The organism is Bradyrhizobium sp. USDA 4510, assembly GCF_054059095.1.
Window position 1 is genome coordinate 1,985,508 of sequence record NZ_JBSSBT010000001.1, and the last position, 22,294, is coordinate 2,007,801.

19 protein-coding genes are annotated in these 22,294 nt (G+C 64.4%); 10 read left to right on the top strand and 9 right to left on the bottom strand.

Going from position 1 to position 22,294, the window contains the following annotated elements; translation table 11 throughout:
- Positions 1–159: 159 nt before the first annotated feature.
- Positions 160–582 (bottom strand): DUF6294 family protein, encoded by a 423-nt coding sequence (locus ACVMDN_RS08785; protein ID WP_028331873.1) that lies wholly within the window; start codon positions 580–582, stop codon positions 160–162.
- Between the two features lie 152 nt (positions 583–734).
- On the bottom strand, positions 735–1,598 hold the full coding sequence (gene ppk2, locus ACVMDN_RS08790; RefSeq protein WP_456835883.1) for a polyphosphate kinase 2: 864 nt from the start codon (positions 1,596–1,598) through the stop codon (positions 735–737).
- Between the two features lie 247 nt (positions 1,599–1,845).
- On the opposite strand from ppk2, the gene ACVMDN_RS08795 reads away from it, so the two are divergent.
- Positions 1,846–3,018, top strand: a complete 1,173-nt coding sequence (locus tag ACVMDN_RS08795; RefSeq protein ID WP_456784267.1) for a fumarylacetoacetate hydrolase family protein — start codon at positions 1,846–1,848, stop codon at positions 3,016–3,018.
- A gap of 742 nt (positions 3,019–3,760) precedes the next feature.
- On the opposite strand, the gene ACVMDN_RS08800 is transcribed toward ACVMDN_RS08795, so the two are convergent.
- Positions 3,761–4,222 carry an Lrp/AsnC family transcriptional regulator gene (locus ACVMDN_RS08800; protein WP_016841346.1) on the bottom strand — a complete coding sequence of 154 codons (462 nt, stop codon included), beginning with the start codon at positions 4,220–4,222 and terminating at the stop codon, positions 3,761–3,763.
- Between the two features lie 131 nt (positions 4,223–4,353).
- Between ACVMDN_RS08800 and ACVMDN_RS08805 the strand changes: the two genes are divergently transcribed.
- Positions 4,354–6,720, top strand: coding sequence for a transketolase (locus ACVMDN_RS08805; RefSeq protein WP_456835332.1), 2,367 nt, complete (start codon positions 4,354–4,356; stop codon positions 6,718–6,720).
- Between the two features lie 291 nt (positions 6,721–7,011).
- Positions 7,012–8,445, top strand: coding sequence for an aldehyde dehydrogenase family protein (locus ACVMDN_RS08810; RefSeq protein ID WP_076827004.1), 1,434 nt, complete (start codon positions 7,012–7,014; stop codon positions 8,443–8,445).
- A gap of 219 nt (positions 8,446–8,664) precedes the next feature.
- On the opposite strand, the gene ACVMDN_RS08815 is transcribed toward ACVMDN_RS08810, so the two are convergent.
- Positions 8,665–9,627 carry an SMP-30/gluconolactonase/LRE family protein gene (locus ACVMDN_RS08815; protein ID WP_456835331.1) on the bottom strand — a complete coding sequence of 321 codons (963 nt, stop codon included), beginning with the start codon at positions 9,625–9,627 and terminating at the stop codon, positions 8,665–8,667.
- Positions 9,628–9,740: 113 nt separating this feature from the next.
- Here ACVMDN_RS08815 and ACVMDN_RS08820 point away from each other — a divergent pair, with 113 nt between their 5' ends.
- Positions 9,741–10,562: an NAD-dependent epimerase/dehydratase family protein gene (locus ACVMDN_RS08820; protein ID WP_168857808.1), complete on the top strand. Its 822-nt coding sequence runs from the start codon at positions 9,741–9,743 to the stop codon at positions 10,560–10,562.
- Here ACVMDN_RS08820 and ACVMDN_RS08825 read toward each other — a convergent pair whose 3' ends face one another.
- Both ACVMDN_RS08825 and ACVMDN_RS08830 read right to left on the bottom strand, forming a co-directional pair.
- The gene (locus tag ACVMDN_RS08825; protein ID WP_141340326.1) at positions 10,563–11,129 is read right to left on the bottom strand and encodes an invasion associated locus B family protein; all 567 of its coding nucleotides are present in this window, start codon (positions 11,127–11,129) and stop codon (positions 10,563–10,565) included. It abuts the gene before it with no gap.
- A 37-nt stretch (positions 11,130–11,166) separates the two neighbouring features.
- Complete coding sequence (locus tag ACVMDN_RS08830; protein ID WP_456835330.1) at positions 11,167–11,859, bottom strand: GntR family transcriptional regulator; 693 nt, start codon at positions 11,857–11,859, stop codon at positions 11,167–11,169.
- A 172-nt stretch (positions 11,860–12,031) separates the two neighbouring features.
- On the opposite strand from ACVMDN_RS08830, the gene ACVMDN_RS08835 reads away from it, so the two are divergent.
- The 4 genes from ACVMDN_RS08835 (at position 12,032) to ACVMDN_RS08850 (ending at position 16,966) form a co-directional block, all read left to right on the top strand.
- Entirely contained in the window at positions 12,032–13,735 is a 1,704-nt protein-coding gene (locus tag ACVMDN_RS08835) for an IlvD/Edd family dehydratase (protein ID WP_168857806.1), read from the top strand.
- A gap of 154 nt (positions 13,736–13,889) precedes the next feature.
- Complete coding sequence (locus tag ACVMDN_RS08840) at positions 13,890–14,891, top strand: TRAP transporter substrate-binding protein (RefSeq protein WP_168857805.1); 1,002 nt, start codon at positions 13,890–13,892, stop codon at positions 14,889–14,891.
- A 153-nt stretch (positions 14,892–15,044) separates the two neighbouring features.
- On the top strand, positions 15,045–15,629 hold the full coding sequence (locus tag ACVMDN_RS08845) for a TRAP transporter small permease (protein WP_076826996.1): 585 nt from the start codon (positions 15,045–15,047) through the stop codon (positions 15,627–15,629).
- Complete coding sequence (locus ACVMDN_RS08850) at positions 15,626–16,966, top strand: TRAP transporter large permease (RefSeq protein WP_456843634.1); 1,341 nt, start codon at positions 15,626–15,628, stop codon at positions 16,964–16,966. Before ACVMDN_RS08845 ends, ACVMDN_RS08850 begins: the two co-directional genes overlap by 4 nt.
- A gap of 14 nt (positions 16,967–16,980) precedes the next feature.
- Here ACVMDN_RS08850 and ACVMDN_RS08855 read toward each other — a convergent pair whose 3' ends face one another.
- On the bottom strand, positions 16,981–17,775 hold the full coding sequence (locus tag ACVMDN_RS08855; protein WP_253587458.1) for an enoyl-CoA hydratase/isomerase family protein: 795 nt from the start codon (positions 17,773–17,775) through the stop codon (positions 16,981–16,983).
- A 257-nt stretch (positions 17,776–18,032) separates the two neighbouring features.
- Between ACVMDN_RS08855 and ACVMDN_RS08860 the strand changes: the two genes are divergently transcribed.
- On the top strand, positions 18,033–19,256 hold the full coding sequence (locus ACVMDN_RS08860; RefSeq protein ID WP_057017492.1) for an NAD(P)/FAD-dependent oxidoreductase: 1,224 nt from the start codon (positions 18,033–18,035) through the stop codon (positions 19,254–19,256).
- 102 nt (positions 19,257–19,358) lie between these two features.
- Here ACVMDN_RS08860 and rbsK read toward each other — a convergent pair whose 3' ends face one another.
- Together rbsK and ACVMDN_RS08870 are read right to left on the bottom strand one after the other, a co-directional pair.
- Positions 19,359–20,294, bottom strand: a complete 936-nt coding sequence (gene rbsK, locus ACVMDN_RS08865) for a ribokinase (protein WP_456835328.1) — start codon at positions 20,292–20,294, stop codon at positions 19,359–19,361.
- Positions 20,295–20,316: 22 nt separating this feature from the next.
- Complete coding sequence (locus ACVMDN_RS08870; RefSeq protein ID WP_018270479.1) at positions 20,317–21,210, bottom strand: sugar kinase; 894 nt, start codon at positions 21,208–21,210, stop codon at positions 20,317–20,319.
- 226 nt (positions 21,211–21,436) lie between these two features.
- Here ACVMDN_RS08870 and ACVMDN_RS08875 point away from each other — a divergent pair, with 226 nt between their 5' ends.
- Positions 21,437–22,285: a VOC family protein gene (locus ACVMDN_RS08875; RefSeq protein WP_316397733.1), complete on the top strand. Its 849-nt coding sequence runs from the start codon at positions 21,437–21,439 to the stop codon at positions 22,283–22,285.
- Positions 22,286–22,294: the final 9 nt, after the last annotated feature.

Genomic DNA, 22,294 nt, shown 5'->3' on the forward strand with positions numbered 1-22,294 from the left:
ACCAGATCGGGGGAAGCCTAGCGTCGGTATCCGGTGCCAGCAAGTGCGCGCGCCTGCACCATTGGTAGGCAAGGCGAGGGCGCGGTCGCCTACGTGCCGGACTTCACCTCTCCCGCTTGTGGGGGAGGTCGAATAAGCCGCGAACCGCGCCCCTAGGGGTTAGCAACGATAGGTCATGTTCGCCCCTGTGACCGAAGAAAAGAAAACGGCGGGGAAGCTCAGTTCGGCTACCCAATCGAGCACTTGGTTGTCTGTCTGGGTTTCTGGACTTGAAAGGTGTGGAAATTGAAAAAGCACCGTCCCGTGAATGTCCAAAAGAACGAGACGATCGATAACCCAAACATCACCGTCGTCGGTCGAGAAAAATTTTGCCAGCAATTCTGCTGTTCCGTCAGAACGAAGCCTGAGAGTGGGGCCGTTGTTCAGGGTGCCGTTCAAGAAGCCGGACAGCTTGCAATCGCCGTAACGAATAGGCGCGCTCCAACTGAGGTCAAGGGTTTGGATAGCATGTGTCGCAACACCCTTATAGCTTTCTGGCTGGTCGGTCGCCGAGCTTTTGCTTTCAAGATGTTCTTTCAACATAGCGTACGCCTCCTTCTAGCCCGCGAATTGCGAGCAACCTCTGGTTTAAAGGGAGGGCGCAAAAGGACCAGTGAGCTGCCTCACAATCTCCAATCGCGATTTAGTGATCCTCCCCGTAAGCGGGGGAGGACAGAGCGTGCTCGTGCCCAGAATCAATATCGTCCCGGCACGTACATCTCCTGCGGGATCGGGCCGCGGTGATAGTCCGGGTTGCGCACCCGCGGCGGCAGCACCACCGGCTGGTGGGTGACCGCCTGATAGGGGATCTGGCTCAAGAGATGCGAGATGCAGTTGAGCCGGGCGCGCTTCTTGTCGACTGCATCGACGATCCACCACGGCGAGTCCTGCAGGTGCGTGCGTTCCAGCATCGTTTCCTTGGCCTTGGTGTAGAGCTCCCAGCGGGTCCGCGCCTCGACGTCCATCGGGCTCAGCTTCCACTGCTTCAGCGGATCCTGGATCCGCATCGAGAAGCGGAACGCCTGTTCCTCGTCGGTGATCGAGAACCTGTATTTCAGGAGGACGGTGCCGGAGCGGATCAGCATGCGCTCGAATTCCGGCACCGAGTTGAAGAATTCCTCATACTGCTCGTCGCTGCAGAACCCCATCACCTTCTCGACGCCGGCGCGGTTGTACCAGCTGCGGTCGAACAGCACGATCTCGCCGCCGGCCGGCAGATGCGAGACATAGCGCTGGAAGTACCATTGCGTGCGCTCGCGCTCGTTCGGCGCCGGCAGCGCCGCGATCCGGCAGACCCGCGGGTTGAGCCGCTGGGTGATGCGCTTGATCACGCCGCCCTTGCCGGCGGAATCGCGGCCCTCGAACAGCACGACGACCTTCTTCTTCTCGTGCTGCACCCAGTCCTGCAGCTTGACCAGTTCGCCCTGCAGCCGCAGCAATTCGCGGAAATAGAACTTGCGGTCGATCGACGGCCTGCCGGCGGCGCCGTCATGGTCGAGCTCGTCGAGCCTCATGTCGTCGAGCTCGAGCTCGAGTTCCTCGTCGAGGCTGTCGGCCATCTCCTGATGGATGCGGGCGCGCAAGGCTTCATCCCGCAAGGCTTCGTCCCGCAAGGCTTCATCCCGGGAGGCTTCGTCGGTGAGGGCTGAGGTCGTCATGAAGGTCCGTCTTTCAGTGTGTTAGATGGATCGGACGGCAGCATTGACGGGCGATGTTACCCCTCTATGACAATGCCGTGACCGCTGTTTCACGCCGCCGGGCGGACTGTGCTAACAAGCCGACAAAACCAAAAAGGGAGATGTGCCGATGATTTCGCTCACGCCAAAAGACGTCCTGCCGGAGGACGGCACCGCCGGCACGCTGGTCGGGCGGGTCTGGTTGCCGCAGGCCGGCGGGCCCGCCGTCGTCGCGGTGCGGGCAGACGGTGTGTTCGATGTCACGGCGCGGTTCCCGACGGTGAGCGCGCTCTGCGAGGAAAGCGATCCCGCGGCCGCGCTGCGCGCCACGGGCGGCGAGCGGATCGGCGATTTCGAGGCGATCCTCGCCAACACCCCGCCCGACGGCCGCGACAAGGCCAGGCCGCACCTGCTGGCGCCGGTCGATCTCCAGGTGCTGAAGGCCGCCGGCGTCACCTTCGCGATCTCGATGCTGGAGCGCGTGATCGAGGAGCGGGCGCGCGGCAATCCGTCCTCGGCGGACGCGATCCGCAAGGAAGTGGTGCGCCTGGTCGGCGACGATCTCTCCAAGCTGAAGCCCGGCTCCGAGCAGGCGGTGAAACTGAAGCAGGTGCTGATCGATCAGAATGCCTGGAGCCAGTATCTCGAGGTCGGCATCGGTCCCGACGCCGAAGTGTTCACCAAGGCGCCGACGCTGTCCTCGGTCGGATCAGGCATGGATGCCGGGCTGCATCCGAAGTCGACCTGGAATAATCCGGAGCCGGAGGTCGTGCTTGTTGTCTCCGCCGCCGGCAAGATCGTCGGCGCCGCGCTGGGCAACGACGTCAATCTGCGCGACTTCGAGGGGCGCTCGGCGCTGTTGCTGTCGAAGGCCAAGGACAACAACGCTTCCTGCGCGATCGGCCCGCTGCTCCGGCTATTCGACCAGACCTTCTCGCTCGACGATGTCAGGAAGATGGATGTCGGCCTGACCGTGACTGGCGCAGACGGCTTCGTGCTCGAGGGCCATTCCTCGATCAGCAAGATCAGCCGCGACCCGACCGATCTGGTCGCCCAGACCATCGGCCCCGTGCATCAATATCCTGATGGATTTGCGCTGTTCCTCGGCACGATGTTCGCGCCGGTCAAGGATCGCGATGCCAAGGGCGAGGGTTTTACCCACAAGCGCGACGACATCGTGACCATCGCCGCGCCGCAGCTCGGCAAGCTGGTCAACCGGATGCGCAATAGCGACGAATGCGAGCCCTGGACCTTCGGCGTCGGTGCGCTGATGAAGAACCTCGCACAGCGCAAGGTGCTGTGAGGATCAGGACGGGGCGGCGAGTCCACTACCTCGGCCACTTCGTCGGCCGTGTGCGGCCTGTCGCGTGGCGGCAGGTCGGCGCCGAGTTGCGCCGACAATCCGGCGACGTTCAGCCGCCTCTCGCAGCGCGTTGAACGACGACGATGGTGACTGTGCCGAAGCGTCGGCGTTGTCGAACATGTTCAGAAACCTGCGCGGCAGATCGACCGTGTGGCGCAACTTGAGCGCGCTAAAACACGCGGAATTTGCCGCTTTTTCCTAGCTTTATGTGAACCAGTTCATCCTCGTTCGCGCCGGTCCGCTCCAGCATATCGGCTCGACGCGAACAGAAGGAGTCGCGGACATGAGCGAGCAGCCATCAAACGGAATGCCGGATTGGCTCACCACCGATATGCTGGTCATTGCCGTCTCACTGGCCATCATCGTGATTGGGATATGGATCGCGCCGTAGCCTGGTTGTCGCGGCGAGGCCGTCCAGCCGGGCAGGGCGCCAGCGCCAATCACTGGGTTGCCCGACGGCGCAAGCCTCTTTTGCAAAACGGAACGAGATGCAAAGCTCGGACGATTCACACACTCAGTGCCGTCCCTGCGAAAGCAGGGAACCCATAACCCCAAATGCAAATTGTTAAGCGATGCTGCAACGACGAGTCCCTCTCACAACAACTGCTGCGCCGTATGGGTCCCGGCCTTCGCCGGGACGACACTGTGGGGTTGGCGTCATTCGAGTGACCAACCAACGCCCTCACACCGGCAACGCCGTCGAATACTTCACCTGGCTCAGCGCAAAGCTCGACTCGATAGAGGCGATGCCGTCGAGCCGGGTCAGCTTGTTCTTCAGGAATGCCTCATAGGAGGAAAGGTCGGCGGCGACGACGCGCAGCAGATAGTCGCGGTTGCCGGTCATCAGATAGCATTCGAGCACCTCGTCCCATTTCGAGATCGCGCGCGCGAAGCGGTTGAGGTCTTCCTCCTTCTGCCGCGCCAGCTTGATCGAGATGAAGACGGAGACGTGCAGCCCGATCGACTTCTGGTCGACGGTTGCGATGTAGCGAGAGATCACGCCGCGCTCCTCGAGCAGCTTGACCCGGCGGTGGCAAGGCGACACCGACAGCCCGACCTTGTCGGCGAGTTCCTGCATGGTCATGCGGCTGTCGGTCTGGAGCAGACTCAGGATCTTGCGGTCGATGGCATCGAGGGCAGGCATTGGGATGAACTCGTCAGTTGAAGTCGGATCGTGGGAATTTATCCCAATTTTTCCTGTGCTGTCGCGTGGAATTGAGATTTTCGCCGCCGCCTGCGGCAGTAACATTCCGGCATATCGCCCGGAGCATTGCCATGGGAATCGCGCCTGAACGCCTCGACATGCTGTCCGCCCTGGCCCGCAAGGTGCTGTGGCTGTCGTCATGGACCATCCATCACGCCAACCATGTGCGGCCCTCTACCGACGGGTTGAAGGTCGGCGGCCACCAGGCCTCGTCGGCCTCGCTCGCCAACATCATGTCGGCGCTTTATTTCTCGGTGTTGCGCCCGCAGGACCGCGTCGCGGTGAAGCCGCATGCGAGCCCGGTGTTCCACGCCATCCAGTATCTGTTCGGCCACCAAACCCGCGACAAGCTGGAGAATTTTCGCGGCTACAAGGGCGCGCAGTCCTACCCCTCGCGCACCAAGGACAGCGACGACGTCGACTTCTCGACCGGCTCGGTCGGCCTCGGCGTCGCGCAGACGCTGTTCGCCTCGCTGGTGCAGGATTACGTCAAGGCGCATGGCTGGCTGCAGGACCGGCCGGAGGGCCGCATGATCGCGCTGGTCGGCGACGCCGAGATGGACGAGGGCAACATCTTCGAGGCGCTGCTCGAAGGCTGGAAGCACGGCCTGCGCAACACATGGTGGGTGGTCGACTACAACAGGCAGTCGCTCGACGCCGTGGTGCGCGAGGGGCTGTGGGCCAAGTTCGAGACCATGTTCCGCAACTTCGGCTGGGACGTGGTGATCGTGAAGTACGGCAAGCTGATGCTCGAGGCGTTCGCCGAGCCCGGCGGCGAGGCGCTGCGGCGCTGGATCGACAACTGCCCGAACCAGATGTACGCCGCGCTCTGCTTCCAGGGCGGCGCCGCGTTCCGCAAGCATCTGCGCGACGACATCGGCGACCAGGGCGAGGTGTCGGCGCTGATCGAGCGCCGCAGCGACGACGAGTTGCTGGCGCTGATGTCGAATCTCGGCGGCCACGACATGGCGAGCATGATCGAGGCCTTCGAGGCGATCGACCATGATCGGCCGGTCTGCTTCATCGCCTATACCATCAAGGGTGTCGGCCTGCCGATGCAGGGCCACAAGGATAACCACGCCGGCCTGATGACGGTCGCCCAGATGGAGAAATGGCGCGCCGCGCAGAATATCCGCCCCGGCCACGAGTGGGACAAGTTCGAGGGCCTTTCGCAGGAGCCTGCGAAGCTCGAGGCATTCCTGGCCGAGTCGCCGTTCAACCGCGAGGGGCGCCGCCGCCTGTCGGCGCCAGAAATCGACGTGCCGGAACGGCTGGCCTTCAAGGCCTCGGCGCAGATGTCGACGCAACAGGGTTTTGGTCTCGTGCTGCACGAGCTGGCGCGCGGCGATAGCGAACTCGCCTCGCGCATCGTCACCGCATCGCCCGATGTCACCGTGTCGACCAATCTCGGCGCCTGGGTCAACCGCCGCGGCCTGTTCGCGAAGGCGGAGAACCACGACTTGTTCCGGCAGGAGAAGATCCCGTCCGCCTACACCTGGGAATATTCGCCGAAGGGACAGCACCTCGAGCTCGGCATCGCCGAGATGAATCTGTTCATCATGCTGTCGGCGCTCGGCCTGTCGCACCAGATCAACGGCGCGCGGCTGTTGCCGGTCGGCACGCTGTACGATCCCTTCATCGAACGCGGCCTCGATGCGCTGAACTATGCCTGCTACCAGGATGCCCGCTTCATGGTGGCGGCGACGCCGTCGGGCATCTCGCTGGCGCCGGAAGGCGGCGCGCATCAGTCGATCAAGACGCCCTTGATCGGGATCGGGCAGGACGGGCTCGCCTCGTTCGATCCGGCCTTCGTCGATGAACTTGCCGTGATCATGGGCTGGGGCTTTGGCCACATGCAGCGCGAGGGTGCCGAGGGTGGTTCGGTTTACTTGCGACTCTCGACCCGTACGCTGGAGCAGCCGCAACGGATCATGACCCCGGACCTGCAGCGCGACATCACCGACGGCGCCTATTGGATCCGCAAGCCGGGCCCGAACTGCGACATCGTCATTGCGTATACCGGCACCGTCGCGCCGGAGGCGATCGAGGCGGTCGGCCTGATCGGCGAGAGCCACCGCGACGTCGGTCTGCTGGCGGTCACCTCCGCCGACCGGCTCTATGCGGGTTGGTCCGCCGCGCGGAATTTGCGCCGTGACCGCCGCGGCGCGCAGCATTTGAGTCACATCGAGCGCATGCTGGTGCCGCTCGGCCGCGACTGCGGCATTGTGACCGTGATCGACGGCCATCCGGCAACGCTCGGCTGGCTCGGCAGCGTGCGCGGCCACCGTGTCGAGGCGCTCGGTGTCGAGCATTTCGGCCAGACCGGCACGATCGGCGACCTCTACCGCCACTATGGCATCGACGCCAATGCCATCATTGACGCGGCGGAAAGCGTCTCGGTCGGCGCCCCGGTGCGGCATCGCAAGATGGCGGTGTAGCCACATCGTCGTCCCGGCGAAGGCCGGGACCCATTACCACAACTGGCAGCAAGTAAACGCGACTCGTTCTAACAGCACCCTTTACCAATTGCCGGCGGTGGTTATGGGCCCCGGCCTTCGCCGGGGCGACGAGGCCAACCTTGCCACCTGCGCGATAGCGACATTATATGCTGTTCGCGCGCACGAGCCGCGTCCCGCATATGGCGGGTTCAATTCGCCGGGCTTTCGTGCAAGGATGCCTGCCGAACGCTTTCGTTCCCCATTCCATACGCCCCGTACAAGAGGTTTCCGATGGTCAATCGCATGCAATTCTACATCGACGGCGCCTGGGTCGATCCCGTCGTCAAAGGCAAGTCCACCCCGGTCGTCAATCCGGCGACCGAAGAAGCGATGTATGAGATTGCGCTCGGCTCCAAGGCCGATGTCGACAAGGCAGTCGCCGCCGCCAAGCGCGCCTTCGAGACCTTTTCCCGGACCAGCCGCGAGGAGCGCGTCGCGCTGCTCACCAAGATCGTCGAGGTCTACAAGGGCCGCATGAAGGAGATCGGCGCCGCCGTCTCCGACGAAATGGGCGCGCCGTTGCCGATGGCCGAGAAGCTGCAGGCCGGCGCCGGCCTTGGCCACCTCATGAACACCCTCGAAGTGCTGAAGAAGTACGAGTTCGAGGAGACCATGGGCACCGCCGTGATCGTGCGCGAGCCGGTCGGCGTCGTCGGCATGATCACCCCCTGGAACTGGCCGCTCAACCAGATCGCCTGCAAGGTCGCGCCCGCGCTCGCCGCCGGCTGCACCATGATCCTGAAGCCGTCGGAGTTCACCCCGACCTCGGCGCTGATCTTTGCGGAAATCCTCCATGAAGCCGGCGTGCCGAAGGGTGTGTTCAACCTGCTCAACGGCCTCGGCCCGGAGGTAGGTGCCGCGATGAGCGAGCACCCGGACATCGACATGATCTCGTTCACCGGTTCGACCCGCGCCGGCGTCGACGTCGCCAAGCGTGCGGCGCCGACCGTGAAGCGCGTCAGCCAGGAGCTCGGCGGCAAGTCGCCGAACGTGATCCTCGACGGTGCCGACCTGACCAAGGCGGTGACCGGCGGCGTGATGCACATGTTCAACAACTCGGGCCAGTCCTGCAACGCGCCGTCGCGCATGATCGTGCCGCTCTCCAAGATGAAGGAAGTGGCCGCCATCGCGAAGGGCGTCGCCGACAAGACCAAGGCCGGCGATCCGCGTGCGGACGGCACCACGATCGGTCCGGTGGTCAACCGCGGCCAGTGGGACAAGATCCAGGCGCTGATCCAGAAGGGCATCGACGAGGGCGCAACGCTCGTCGCCGGCGGCCCGGGCCTGCCCGAGGGCGTCAACAAGGGCTTCTATGTCCGTCCGACCATCTTCGCCGACGTCACCAATGACATGACGATCGCCCGCGAAGAGATCTTCGGACCGGTGCTGACCATCCTCGGCGCCAAGGACGAAGCCGACGCGGTGAAGATCGCCAACGACACGCCGTATGGTCTCGCCGGTTACGTCTCCGCCGACACCGTGGAAACCGCGCGCCGCGTCGGCCGCCAGATCCGCGCCGGCAACGTCAACCTGCAGGGCGTGCCGAACGAGCGCACCGCGCCGTTCGGCGGCTACAAGCAGTCCGGCAACGGCCGCGAGTGGGGCCGCTACGGTCTGGAAGAATATCTCGAGGCCAAGGCGGTCGCCGGCTACAACGCCGCGTAAGCCGAGCCACGAGAGACGCGACTTTTGGCGCCGGGGCAGGCAACTGCTCCGGCGTCAGCCATTTTGGGGGCGCAAGGTCTTGAAGAGTGCGAATCTTGCGAAGATGAAGGTTGCAGTCTCGCCGTCATTGCGAGCGAAGCGAAGCAAAGCAATCCATCTCTCCTCACGGGCGGACAGATGGATTGCTTCGTCGCTTCGCTCCTCGCAATGACGGCCGGGCTAGCCGCCGAGCGCGCCTTGGGTGTTGACGTAGAGCGCATAGATCGACTGGCTCGCCGCCATGAACAGGCGGTTGCGCTTGACGCCACCGAAGCAGAGGTTGGCGCAGCGCTCCGGCAGCGCGATGCGGCCGATCATGACGCCGTCGGGCGCGAACACGACGACGCCGTCGAGTTCGGGATCACCCATGCCCCAGCCGCACCACAGATTGCCGTCGATGTCGCAGCGCATGCCGTCGGGCGTGCCCGGGCCGGCGTCGATGAAGACGCGCTTGTTGGAGATCGTCTTGCCGTCGGCTGCGACGTCATAGGCGAGGATCTTGCGGTTCGGCTCGCCGCGGGATTCCACGACGTAGAGGATGTTCTCGTTCGGCGAGAAGCACAGCCCGTTCGGCCCCAGCACGCCCTCGGCGACGATGGTGGCCTTGCCGGTTTCGGGATCGAGCCGGTAGACGTTGGGCTCGATCTCGGGATCGGCCTTGTAGCCTTCGTAGTTGCCGAGCAGGCCGAAGATCGGATCGGTGAACCAGATCGAACCGTCGGATTTCACCACGACGTCGTTCGGCGAGTTCAGCCGCTTGCCGCCGAAGGAGTCGATCAGCACCGTGATCGATCCGTCATATTCGGTGCGCACCACGCGGCGGCCGCCATGCTCGCAGGTGATCAGCCGGCCCCAGCGATCGCGGGTGTTGCCGTTGGCGAAGTTCGACGGCTTGCGGAAGATGCTGACCGCGCCGGTCTCTTCCTCCCATTTGAGGATGCGCTGGTTCGGGATGTCGCTGCACAACAGATAGCGGCCGTCGCCGAACCACACCGGACCCTCGGCCCAGCGCAGGCCGGTCGCGATGCGCTCGACGGCGGAGAGTTTCAGCCAGTATTTCTCGAAACGCGGATCGAGCGCGCGGATCGCGGGATCGGGATAGCAGGTCGCGGGACGCCAGCCGGCGGAATGAACATCGGACATTTGCTGTTCTCGTTGTTGTGTTTCGATGGTGTTTCCTTGAGCGCCTGGTTTGCTATCATTGTCGGCCTGCGACCGCAATTCGATCGCAGCAATCAGGAAAGAAGAGGGACGGCATGCCACGCATATTGATGACCGGCGCATCAGGGGGAATCGGAACGAGCCTGCGCAAGCTGCTGTCGCCGATCTATCCGGATCTCCTGCTGAGCGATATCAAGCAGCCCTCCGATCTCGGCAGCAACGAAAAGTTCAAGGCGGCCGATCTCGCCGACCTCGCACAGGTCGAGGCGATCTGCGAAGGCGTCGACGGCATTCTGCATTTCGGCGGCTATTCGGTCGAAGGCCCCTGGGACGCGATCCTGCAGTCCAACATCATCGGTTGCTACAATCTGTTCGAGGCGGCGCGCAAAAAGGGCGTCAAGCGCGTGATCTTCGCCTCATCCAATCACGCGGTCGGGTTCTATCCGCGTCATCACCGCATCGGCACCGACGTCACCGCGCGGCCGGACAGTCGCTATGGTGTGAGCAAGGTGTTCGGCGAAGGCGTCGGCGCGCTCTATGCCGACAAGCACGGCATCAAGGTCACGTGCCTCCGGATCGGCAATTTCGGCGAGGCGCCGCTCGACCACCGCAGGCTCTCGATCTGGCTCAAGCCGGAAGACCTCGTCCAGCTCTGCCGCATCGGGCTCGAGCATCCCGACATCCATTTCGAGGTGCTGTACGGCGCGTCCTACAATGAGCGCTCGTGGTGGGACAATCACCGCGCCTACGATCTCGGCTATCGTCCGACCGGAAGGGCTGAAGATTTCCGCGAGCACGCGATGGCCGAGCAGGCCAAGCTGCCGCCGGATCCGGTCGGCGACTATTACCAGGGCGGCGCGTTCTGCAGCATGGAGTTCGACGGCGACAAGGAGAGGGTGATCGACTGGAAGAAGTGATCAATCCTCGCATTGCGGCAGTTGCTTCACGGATTCGGTGTGCTGCTGCGCCTCCTTCGAACCTTGCCCGGATGTCTTGGGCGGGCTGCCGGGCCCGTCAAAGGTCTCGGCGAAGTGCGTGAGGGGAAAGGCGAGGCTTATGGTCTGCCCGGTGAGGTTCTTGGCTTCGACAGCGATCGTCTGCGCGTGCTTCAGCCGCTCGATCATTTCGCCGTCGGCCTCGAGCGTGCCGCCGCAGCCGAGCGTGTAGCAATGCGGCCTCGCGATCTGGATCGGCTCGTCCTGATCGATGCGGAGGCTGATCGTGCCTTCCAGCATGGTCCGCGTTCCGACATTGGCGCTCACGATCGCGCGCTTGCTACTCTGCGGCGAGACGCTGAGTGTGCCGCCCGATGGCGAGCACTGACCGCGCGCGGCGGCGCCGACGAAGCAGCTCGCCTCTGTCAGGCACGTCTTGGTCCAGGGCTCGTAGGTGAGCTGCGTCGCGCGCGGATCGGCCGCTTCGCCGACGCCGCCGAGCGCAAGCTGCACGGTGAACGATCCAAGGAATATAGCCACATAGCGCATCGCCGTCTCCTTCACGAGCAGGCCGCCGCGTATCGCGCTATTGCGGCTTTTTGTCGTTGGAGATGCGGACGAGATAATCCGCCTTGCTGTACTGCATGTGATCGACGCAAAGCTGCGCCAGCGCCCAGCTGTCGCGGCCCTTCAAGAGCTCGATCATCAATTCGTGCTGGCGGCGCGACAATGCAAGGCCCTCGCTGTCGGCGAGATTCTTGGCGCGCATCGGCAGCGTCAGGTTCATGTAGTCCTGCAGCGAGCGGACCAGATAGGGATTGCCGCAGGCGGAGAATAGCGCGAGGTGGAACGCATCGTTAGTCTCGTGAATGCCGCGCATGTCCTGCGCCTCGGCCTTGATGCAGTAGTGCCGTTGCAGCTCGCTCAACTGGTCGATCAGGCTTTGCGGCGCGGGCAGGGCGATCATCAGCGCGGCCTGCCGCGTCAGCATCTCGCGCACCTCATAGATCTGCCGCACTTCCTCGGCCGCATAGAACCGCACCGTGGCGCCGACATTCTTCTCGCGCAGCACGATGCCCTGGCGCTCGAGCTGGAACAGGGCCTGGCGGACGAAATGCCGGCTCGCGCCGTAGCGCTGCATCAGGTTATCCTCGACCAGGCGCAAACCGGGCGCGAAGCGGCCGAAGATGATGTCCTCCTCCAGCCGGCGGATCACCTCCGCTTGTTCCTCCTCGCGCGAGGGGGCCTGGAGTTCGGGCAATGTGGGCTCGGCTGTCATGCGCTCTCGGCTTTGGATCGGTGCCTGAGGTCAGCATAGCGCCACGGTTATTGTCAATAATGGGGGCGATTTTGCCGCAGACCAGCCACCTGCCGCGACCGGATTATCTCATATTGACAATAATTCCTGCCGCTCCTTAAGTGCGGCCGAACAACCACGGGACGAGAAGAAAATGGCCGACGGACTTCGCAAGGGACTGACAAGCTATGGTGACGCCGGCTTCTCGCTGTTCCTGCGCAAGGCGTTCATCAAGGCGATGGGCTATTCTGACGATGCGCTCAATCGCCCGATCGTCGGCATCACCAACACCTACAGCGACTACAATCCCTGCCACGGCAACGTGCCTGACATCATCGAGGCCGTGAAGCGCGGCGTGATGCTGTCGGGCGCGATGCCGTTCGTGTTCCCGACCATCTCGATCGCGGAGAGCTTTGCGCACCCGACCTCGATGTATCTGCGCAACCTGATGGCGATGGATACCGAGGAAATGATCCGCGCCCAGCCGATGGATGCGGTGATCGTGATCGGCGGTTGCGACAAGACCTTGCCGGCGCAGATCATGGCCGCGATCAGCGCCGATCTGCCGACGGTGGTGATTCCGGTCGGGCCCATGGTCGTCGGCCATCACAAGGGCGAGGTGCTCGGCGCCTGCACGGACTGCCGCCGGCTGTGGGGCAAGTATCGCGCCGGCGAGATCGACGACAACGAGATCGAGGCGGTGAACGGCCGCCTCGCGCCCTCGGTCGGCACCTGCATGGTGATGGGCACTGCCTCCACCATGGCCTGCATCACCGAGGCGCTCGGCCTGTCGCTGCCGATGAGCGCGACGATCCCGGCGCCCCATGCCGAACGCTTCCGTTCCGCCGAGGCCAGCGGCCGCGTCGCCGCCGAGATGGCGAAGACCAAGGGACCGAAGCCGAGCGAGATCCTGACGCCGTCCTCGTTCCGCAACGCCCAGGTCGTCATGCAGGCGATCGGCGGCTCGACCAACGGCCTGATCCATCTCACGGCGATCGCCAACCGCTCGCCGCACAAGATCGACCTCGAGGCGTTCGACAAGCTCGGCCGCGAGGTCCCCGTGCTGGTCGACCTCAAGCCGTCGGGCGAACACTACATGGAGCATTTCCATCACGCCGGTGGCGTGCCGAAGCTGATGGCGCAGCTCGGCGACCTGATCGATCTCGATGCCAAAACCATCACCGGCCAGACCTTGCGCGAGGTCGTCGCCAATGCCGAGGATGTGCCGGGGCAGGACGCGATCCGCTCCAAGGCGAACCCGATCAAATCCGAAGGCGCGATGGCGATCCTGCACGGCAATCTCGCGCCGCGCGGCGCCGTGATCAAGCAGTCGGCGGCGAGCCCGAAACTATTGCAGCACACCGGCCGCGCCGTGGTGTTCGAATCGGTCGAGGACATGACGCTGCGGGTCGACGATCCCGCGCTCGATGTGACCGCCGACGACGTGCTGGTGTTGCGCAATGCCGGCCCGAAGGGCGCGCCGGGCATGCCGGAGGCGGGTTACCTGCCGATCCCGAAGAAACTCGCGCGCGCCGGCGTGAAGGACATGGTCCGCATCTCCGATGCGCGGATGAGCGGCACCGCGTTCGGCACCATCGTGCTGCACATCACGCCGGAATCCGCGGTCGGCGGTCCGCTCGGGCTGGTGCGGAACGGCGACATGATCCGGCTCGATGTCGCCAAGCGCAGCATCGATCTGTTGGTCGACGAGGCCGAATTGCAGAAGCGCCGCGACACGCTCGCGCCGGCCGGGTCGCCCGATTGGGCCAAGCGCGGCTACGCGCATCTCTTCAACGACACCATCCTGCAGGCCGACGAGGGCTGCGATTTCGACTTCATGCGCGCCAAGGGGAAGTAGCTTGCAAAGTTCGGCGCATCTGCTGAATTGTCGATAATTTCTGCGATGTGGTGCTCGTTGTCGCCTACGACGAGCTGATTGCCTCTGTTTTATTGACAATCCTGCGCGACTGGTGGGATGATCCCCCTCAATTAAAAACAGGGGGAACGTCGCGATGGGCTATTCAGCCAGGATCGTCGGGATTGCCATGGCCGCGGCAGCGCTGCTGCTTTCCGCGGGCGCCGGCGCGCAGGAAGTCAAGCACTACCGCTTCGCGCACGATCAGCAGCTCAACACCGGATACAGCGTGGCCTACGACATGTTCTCCGCCAAGCTCAAGGAGTTGAGCAAGGGGACCATGATCGTCGACCAGTATCCGGGAGCGCAGCTCGGACAGGAGCCGCAGCTGCTGCAGCTCGTGAAATCCGGAGACATTGAATTCGCCATCATCTCGTCGGCGAACACCGCGACTATCTCGCCGCAGGCCGGTGTGATGTCGCTGCATTTCCTGTTCCGCGACGCCAACCATGTGGTGAAGGCCCTTGCCGATCAGAAGGTGATTGACGCGATCAAGGCGATGATCGACGACACGTCGCAAGGCCTTCATGTCATCGCGACGGGCAGCCAAGGCGTTAGAAGCATCTACGCCAGGAAGGAAATCCACAACGTCAGCGACCTCAAGGGTGTAAAGATTCGCGTTCAGGCGACGGCTACGGAAGACACGATCTTCCCGGCTTACGCCGCGCAAACCGTCCATATGCCGTTCGGCAGCGTGTACACGTCGCTGCAGACCGGCGTCGTCGAGGCGGCGGAAAACAGCGTGAATGTTTACCTCGTCAATAAGCACTACGAAGTCGCGCCGGTGCTCTCGATGACCGAGCATGAGGCCAACAATGCGCTGTTGTTCATCAGCGACAGGCTGTGGCAGAGCCTTTCAGCCGAGCAGAAGGCCTGGGTGACGACAGCGGCCGCGGAGGTGAGCGCCAAGGAGCCGGCGAAGGCGTTCGAACTGGAGAAGAATGCGGCTGCAAAACTGAAGTCATTCGGCGTCAAGGTGGTCGGGGATGTGGACAAGAAGAGCTTTACCGCGATCGCCGATCCCTATCTCGACAAGCTCGCCAAGGATCTCGGGCCGCATGCGGAGAAGATTAAGAATTTGATCCGCGCGGTCAACTAGCCCACTTCCTGCGTCGTCCCGGCGAAGGCCGGGACCCATACGCCGCGGCTCGTCCATTGAAGCACCGGGCCGCCGTTCTTTCTCAAAGCATCAGGCGCCGGTGGTTATGGGTCCCGGCCTTCGCCGGGACGACATAAGAGGACGGAGCATTCGATGGCCATCGCCGACACACTGGTGCTGCAACGGCAGCGGCATCTGAAATGGCGGGCGCTCGACCGGCTCGAGCTGATCCTGATGATGCTGTGCGGCCTGCTGTGCTTCGGCTTCTCGCTGTCGGTGACCGCCGATATCGTCACCCGCACCATCGGTCATCCCTGGCTGTGGCTGCAGGAGGTGACCTCGACGCTGTTCATCTACGCGATCTTCATCGGGGCCGCGGTCGCGACACGGCGCAACGACCATCTCTATCTCACCGCGATCTCCGAAGCGCTGCATGGCAGGTCGCGGCTGATCGTCGAGATCGTCATCCGTCTGGTGGTGCTGGGTGTCGCCTTCTGCCTGGTCTGGTACGGCTATCAAAATTACCTCCGAGGCTTCGGCAGCTTCCGCCTGCCGTCCGGTACGCCGATCGCCTCGCTCTATGCGGTGATCCCGCTGTCCGGCATCCTGATCGGCCTGTTCACGATCGAGCAGCTCGTCAATGGGATCCGCAATGGCTTCGACCATCCGGAGCCGCCGGATGACCACCTTCCGATTCCTGCGATCGATACCCGCGCGACGACGGGAGTGCAGCCGTGAGCGCACCGGTCGTGCTTGCGCTGATGTCGTTCTGCTTCCTGTTCTTCGGCTATCTCGGCGTGCCCGTGCCGTTCTCGCTGATGGCCGGCGTGTTCGTCGGCGCAGTGCTATCAGACGTCTCGCTGGCGGCGATCATCCAGAAGGTCTTCGACGGCGTCGATTCCGAGGCGCTGCTTGCGATCCCGTTCTTCCTGCTGGTCGGCGAGCTCATGAGCTCGGCAAATGTCGTGGTCCGCATCGCCAATCTGTCGGTCTCGCTGGTCGGTCACATCAGGGGCGGGCTGTCGCAGGTCGTTGTCGTCTTCAGCATGTTCTTCTCGGAAATGTCCGGCTCGACCACCGCCGATGTCGCGGTCATGAGCCGGGCGCTCGGCGGGCCGATGCGGCGGGAAGGGTATGAGCCGGCCTTCATCGCCGCGATCATCGCCTCGGCGTCGACGATCGCAGCGCTGGTGCCGCCGAGCATCACGGCGGTGGTCTATGGCGCGGTCGGCAATGTCTCGATCGCCGGGCTGTTCATGGCCGGTGTGGTCCCCGGGCTGATGATCGGCTTCGGGCTGATGATCTACTGCTACTTCTTCGGTCCCTCGGGCCTGTGCAAGCCGCGCGCGCCGCTGCGCCAGGTTGCGTTCGCCGCCGGTGACGCGGCGCTACCGATGATGATCCCGGTGATCCTGCTGGGCGGCATCCTGACCGGCTGGTTCACGCCGACCGAGGCCGGGGTCGTCGCGGTCGCCTACATCATCGTCGTGGTGATCCCGGCGCTGAACCGCGGGCACCTGAAGAAGATCCCGTATGATTTCTGCCTCGCCGGCCTGATCTTCTCGCTGCCGCTGATCACGATCGGTGCCGCGAACGCGTTCGGCTGGATGCTGGCCTATCTGCGCGGCGCGATCTACATCGCCGACTGGATCACCTCGATCGCCGGCAACGACCCGCATCTCATCATGCTTTTGATGGTGCTGCTGTTCACCGTGGTCGGCGACTTCATCGAGCCGGTGCCGACCATCATCATCTTCATGCCGCTGGTCAACGCGCTGACCCAGGCGGGCGACATCAACGGCGTGCATATGGGCGTGGTGCTGATCGCAACGCTGGCGTTCGGCCTGATCACGCCGCCGTACGGGCTCGTGCTGCTGATGGCCTCAAAATTCGTCGGCATCAGTTTTGCAAAAGCGTTGCGGGCGGCGCTGCCGATCTATGTCGTGTTCCTGGTCACGATCTGCTTCACGATCTATTTTCCGAAGGTCGTGCTGTGGCTGCCCAAGCAGGTGATCCCGGAATCGGTCGGCTGTTTCAAGGCACCCGGCGGCACCGGCTATATCTGTCCGAACTAGCCGGTCCGTCGCGCCTACTTCGACTTGCTGGTGAACTTCTTCACGGCGACGCGGAAATCGTCGGTATGCATCGCCGTGATGATCTTGTGTTCCTCGGCGTCGAGCTGCTGCTTGGTCGGCGTGGTGGCGGCCTGATAGACCAGTGATTTGGTCCCCGCGATTGCGGCGGGCGGATTCTGCGCCAGGCGCTCGGCGAGCTGCCGCGTCGCTGCCTTCAGCTCGGCCGCGGGGACGGTCTTGACGACGAGACCCCATTCATAGGCCTGCTGCGCGGTGAAGCCATCCTCGGCCAGGAAAATCTGCAGCGCGCGGCGGGTACCGACCGTGCCGACGATGCCGACCGTGCTGCCGCCATCCGGCGATACGCCGATCTTGGCATAGGCGGGCGTGAAGCGGGCATCCTCTGCGGCGATACACAGGTCGGTCACGAACGCGAGGCCCATGCCGGCTCCGGCCGCCGAACCATGCACGCTGGATAGCACGATCTTCGGCATCCGCCGGACCGTCTCGATGAAGGCATGGTAGTGGTGAAGCATCTCGCCGACCACGGGGGCGACATTGTTGGCTTCGGTCGCGGCGCCGATGGTCTGCAAATCGCCACCGGCGCAGAAGGCGCGGCCTTCGCCCTCGATGACCAGTACGCGAACGTCCTTGTTGGCTTCGACCTCGGCGCTGAGCTGCTCGAGCTTCTTGGCAATCGTCATGTCGATCGCGTTGAACGCGGCCGGCCGGTTCAGTGTGATGGTCGCGATGGCGCCGTCGATGCGGAGCAAAGCGGGGTCGGTGGCGGAGGGGGCGGGTGCTGGCATATTGAAGACCTTGGGCTAGTTGGTTCCGGACATTTAAGGCCTTGGCGGGAGCCGTGGCAATCCGGCCCGGCGCCCGGGGGCCGCGGGCGCGCCCAGAATCGCCTGGGACCCCCTTGCATCGGTACGAGCCATGAGGCCAAATGGCGTGCGCCTTCGGTACGCAGACACGAGCGCTGTGGGGACGGGGCAAGCAAGCTAACATCGACAAGAGGAAACGGCATGGGTCACTCCTGCTCGCGCGTATTTGGGTTGTTCCGATGACAGGCTCGGTCATCATCGTCGGCGCCGGACACGCCGGCTTCCAGCTCGCGGCGTCGCTGCGCCAGGCCGGCTTCGCCGAGCGCATCGCCCTGATCAATGACGAAGGCCATTTGCCGTATCAGCGGCCGCCGCTGTCGAAGGCCTATCTGAAAGGGACCGGCGGGCCCGAGAGCCTGATGTTCCGGCCCGACAAGTTCTACCAGGACAACAAGATCGAGCTGATCACCGATCGCGCCCATGCGATCGACCGCAATGCGCGGAAGGTGGCGCTCGCCTCCGGCGCGTCGCTCGATTACGGACACCTGGTGTTCGCAACCGGCGCGCGGAACCGGCTGCTGGATATCCCCAACGCCAAGCTCGACGCAGTCCGCTACCTGCGCATTCTGGATGAGAGCCAGGCGCTGCGCGACTTGATCGCGCCCGGCATGCGCGTCGTCGTGATCGGTGCGGGCTTCATCGGGCTCGAATTCGCCGCCACTGCCCGGGCCAAGGGCCTCGAGGTCGACGTGGTCGAGCTTGCCTCCCGCGTGATGGCGCGGGCGGTGACCGCGGAGATTTCCGAGTTCTCGCAATCCCGCCACAGCGCGGCCGGCATCCGGATTCACCTCGGGGTGCAGGTCACGGCGATCGAGGCCGATGGCGGCAAGGTTACCGGTGTCAGCCTGAGCAACGGCACGCATATCCCGGCCGACCTCGTCGTGGTCGGCGTCGGTGTGCTGCCGAATGTCGAGCTTGCGGCGGAGGCCGGGCTGCCGGTGGCATCCGGCATCATCGTCGACGAGCATTTGTTGACCGCCGATCCGAATGTCTCCGCGATCGGCGATTGCGCGCTCTACACCAGCAAACGCTTCGGCGGGTCGCTGCGGCTGGAGTCGGTGCAGAATGCGACCGACCATGCGCGCTGCGTGGCGTCGCGGCTGACCGGCAAGACCGAAGTCTATGACGGTCTGCCGTGGTTCTGGAGCGACCAGGGCCCCGACAAGCTGCAGATGGCGGGTCTCACCACCGGCTACGACCGCGTCGTAGTGCGCGGCGACCGCGCGCAGGGCGCGTTCTCGGCGTTCTGCTATCGCGGCGACAAGCTGCTCGGCATCGAATCGATCAATCGCGCCGGCGATCACATGTTCGGCCGCCGGCTGCTCGGCGCCGGCGGCTCGATTACGCCGGAGCAGGCGGCGGATGCGAGCTTTGATCTGAAGAGTGCGCTGGCGCAAATGTAAGCAAGCGTCGTCCCGGCGAAAGCCGGGACCCATACTCCGCGGCAGTCGTTGGCGGAGACGAACGCAGTTGCCACGCGTGTGCCCCCAAACTGTGGCCGGTGGTTATGGGTCCCGGCCTTCGCCGGGACGACTTGGGGAGAGAGCGTCCTCCACCTCATCCGCCGTCGGCATCGACGGCGCGGCTCCCATCCGTTGCACGCAAATCGAGGCCGCGGCGTTGGCGTAGGCCAGCGCGTCGCCGAGCGGCTTGCCGATGGCGAGCTGTGAGGCGAGGGCGCCGACGAAGCAATCGCCGGCGCCTGTGGTGTCGACGGCCTTGACCTCGCGTCCCGGCACGAGCAGCGGCTGGTTGTCGACCAGCGCCAGCACGCCGCGCTTTCCGAGCGTGACGCAGACGATCCTGCCTTGCCCCAACGCCCGGGCCGCCTCGGAGAAGCGCTCCGGCGTGTCGCTGTCGCGCAGCCCCGTGCCAGTCAGGTAGCCGAGTTCGGTCTCGTTCAGAACGAGGATGTCGACGAGATCGAGCAGAGCCTTGTCGGCCTGTTTTGCCGGTGCCGGATTGAGGATCGTGGTGGCGCCGACGGCGCGGGCGCGCCGGAAGAAGGCAGCGATCGCCGGCAGCGGGATCTCGAACTGGCTGACCGCGACGTCACCCTTCATAAGTGAGGGGACCTTGACATCATGAGCGTCAACGAGCCCGTTGGCGCCTGGCACGACGACAATCGTGTTGTCGGCATTGGCGAGCGTGATGATCGCCGTGCCGGAATGCGTGCCGTGCGTGGTCTTGACCGAGGTGAGATCGACGCCTTGCGCGGCAAGGAACGTTCGCAGCTCCTTGCCGAATGCGTCGGTGCCGAGCCGGCCGATCAGCGTGGTCGCTACGCCGAGCTTGGCCGAAGCCACCGCCTGGTTGGCGCCCTTGCCACCGGGAAAATAGAGCACGGCCTCGCCTGCCACGGTTTCGCCGATCCGCGGATGGCGCTCGGCGGTCGCCACCACGTCCATATTGATGCTGCCGGCGACGAAGACGCGCCCCATGGCCTAGCCCCATTCACCCCTATCAAGCCTCGGCGCGAAACTCCTGCTTGACCGCCGCGATATCCGCCAGCGTCGGCAGGCCGGCCTCGTTGCCGAGCTTCTGGATCTTGAAGGTCGAGGCTGCGCGCGCGAACTTGAAGTGCTCATGCCAGCCTTTGCTCGGGTTTGAAAGGTAGGAGTAGATGTAGGCGCCGTGGAAGACGTCGCCGGCGCCGTTGGTATCGATCACACGCGCGCGCGGGATCGGGAAGGCCGGCAGCGTGCGCACTGTGCCGGCCTCGTCATACCAGAGCAGGCCGCGCTCGCCCATGGTGACGCCGCCGACCTTGCAGCCGCGGCTCTTGAGATAGTCGAGCATCTGCTCCGGCGTCTTGTCCATCTGCTCGCACAGGCGTTCGGCGACGATCGCAATGTCGATGAATGCGAGCAGCTCGTGGGTGTTGGTGCGCAGGCCGCCGCCGTCGAGCGAGGTCAGGATGCCGTCCTCGCGGCACAGCTTCGCATAATGGATCGCGGCGTCCGGCTGGTGGCCGTCGATGTGCAACGCGCGGCAGCCCTTGATGTTCAGCAGCGGAAAAGGATGGATGTGCTGGTCGTCGCGGCAGCGGACGATGGCGCGCTTGCCGTCGTTCGGCATGATGAAGGACAGCGAGGAGGAGTTGACTTTGCGGGGGTGGAACGAGATGCCGTACCTGTCGGCCATGTCCCAGAACATCCGTCCCAGCCAGTCATTGGCCATGGTGGCGATCAGGTCCGGCGGGACGCCGAGCTTGGCGCAGCAGAATGCTGCGGTCACGGCGTTGCCGCCGAACGACACCGCATAGGCGTCGGCGACGTGCTTTTCGTCGCCAACAGGCATGTGATCTGTGATGAAGGTGACGTCGATATAGGTCTGTCCGATGAAGAGGGCCTGCATTCGCTTTCCGTCGTGGCTTGGTGTGGTCCCGGCCGGCGGTTCCAGACTAGCATTGCTGATCGGCCGATATCGCTGAAAATATTCGCAACCCTGCCTGGTTTACAGGTAGAGATGATGGCTGCGCCAGGCCGTTCTGGCATGCGGCATAACGGCCGGCGGCAGTCCGTGGTTCCGGGTTGGGTTAAGGGAGAAACACAATGACGGCAGATTCGGGGAGGTTGCAGCCATGATTACCGGTCTCGATCACATCGTCGTCCTGACCAGTGACATCGCTGCTGCCAGCGCGGCCTATGAGGCGCTGTTCGCGCGGACGCCTTCCTGGCGCTACAGTGGCGGTGGTGCGAACCGCACGCTGTTCACGCTCGACAACACCACGCTGGAATTGGTGGCGCCGCTCGGCGACGATGACGCAGCCCAGCGCATCCGCAGCGCGCTCGTTACGCAAGGTGAGGGGCTTGCGAGCCTCTGCTTCCGCACCAGCGACATCGCCAGGACACACCGCCGGCTCGACCGGCTGACGCTGAAGCCCGAACCCGTCACTGAAGTCGAAAGCCGCGACGAGACCAGCGGCGCCGTGCTGTCGTGGAAGCGTACGCGGGCCGCGACCGATGCGACGCGCGGCGTGCGCATGTTCTTCCTGGAACGCGAGCAGGAGCGGCCGTTGTCGGTGCGTACCACGACCGCATCGATCACCGCGATGGATCATGTGGTGGTTTCGACCGCCGACCCGGAACGCGCCGCCGCGCTCTATGGCGCGCGGCTCGGGCTCGACATGGCGCTCGACCGGTCGCATCCGGAGTGGGGCCGGCTGATGTTCTTCCGCTGCGGCGACCTCGTGGTCGAGGTCACGCACCGGCCGGGCAAATCGGAGACGGACGCGCCGGACCGGCTGCGCGGCATCTGCTGGCGCGTCACCGATATCGACGCCACACGTGCGCGGCTGATCGCCGCTGGCGTCGACGTCTCCGAGGTTCGTACCGGCCGCAAGCCCGGCACGCGCGTGATGACGGTGCGCAACAGCACATGCGGTGTGCCGACGCTTCTGGTGCAGCCTTCACAAGGAAAGCCGGACTAGGCCGCGTTT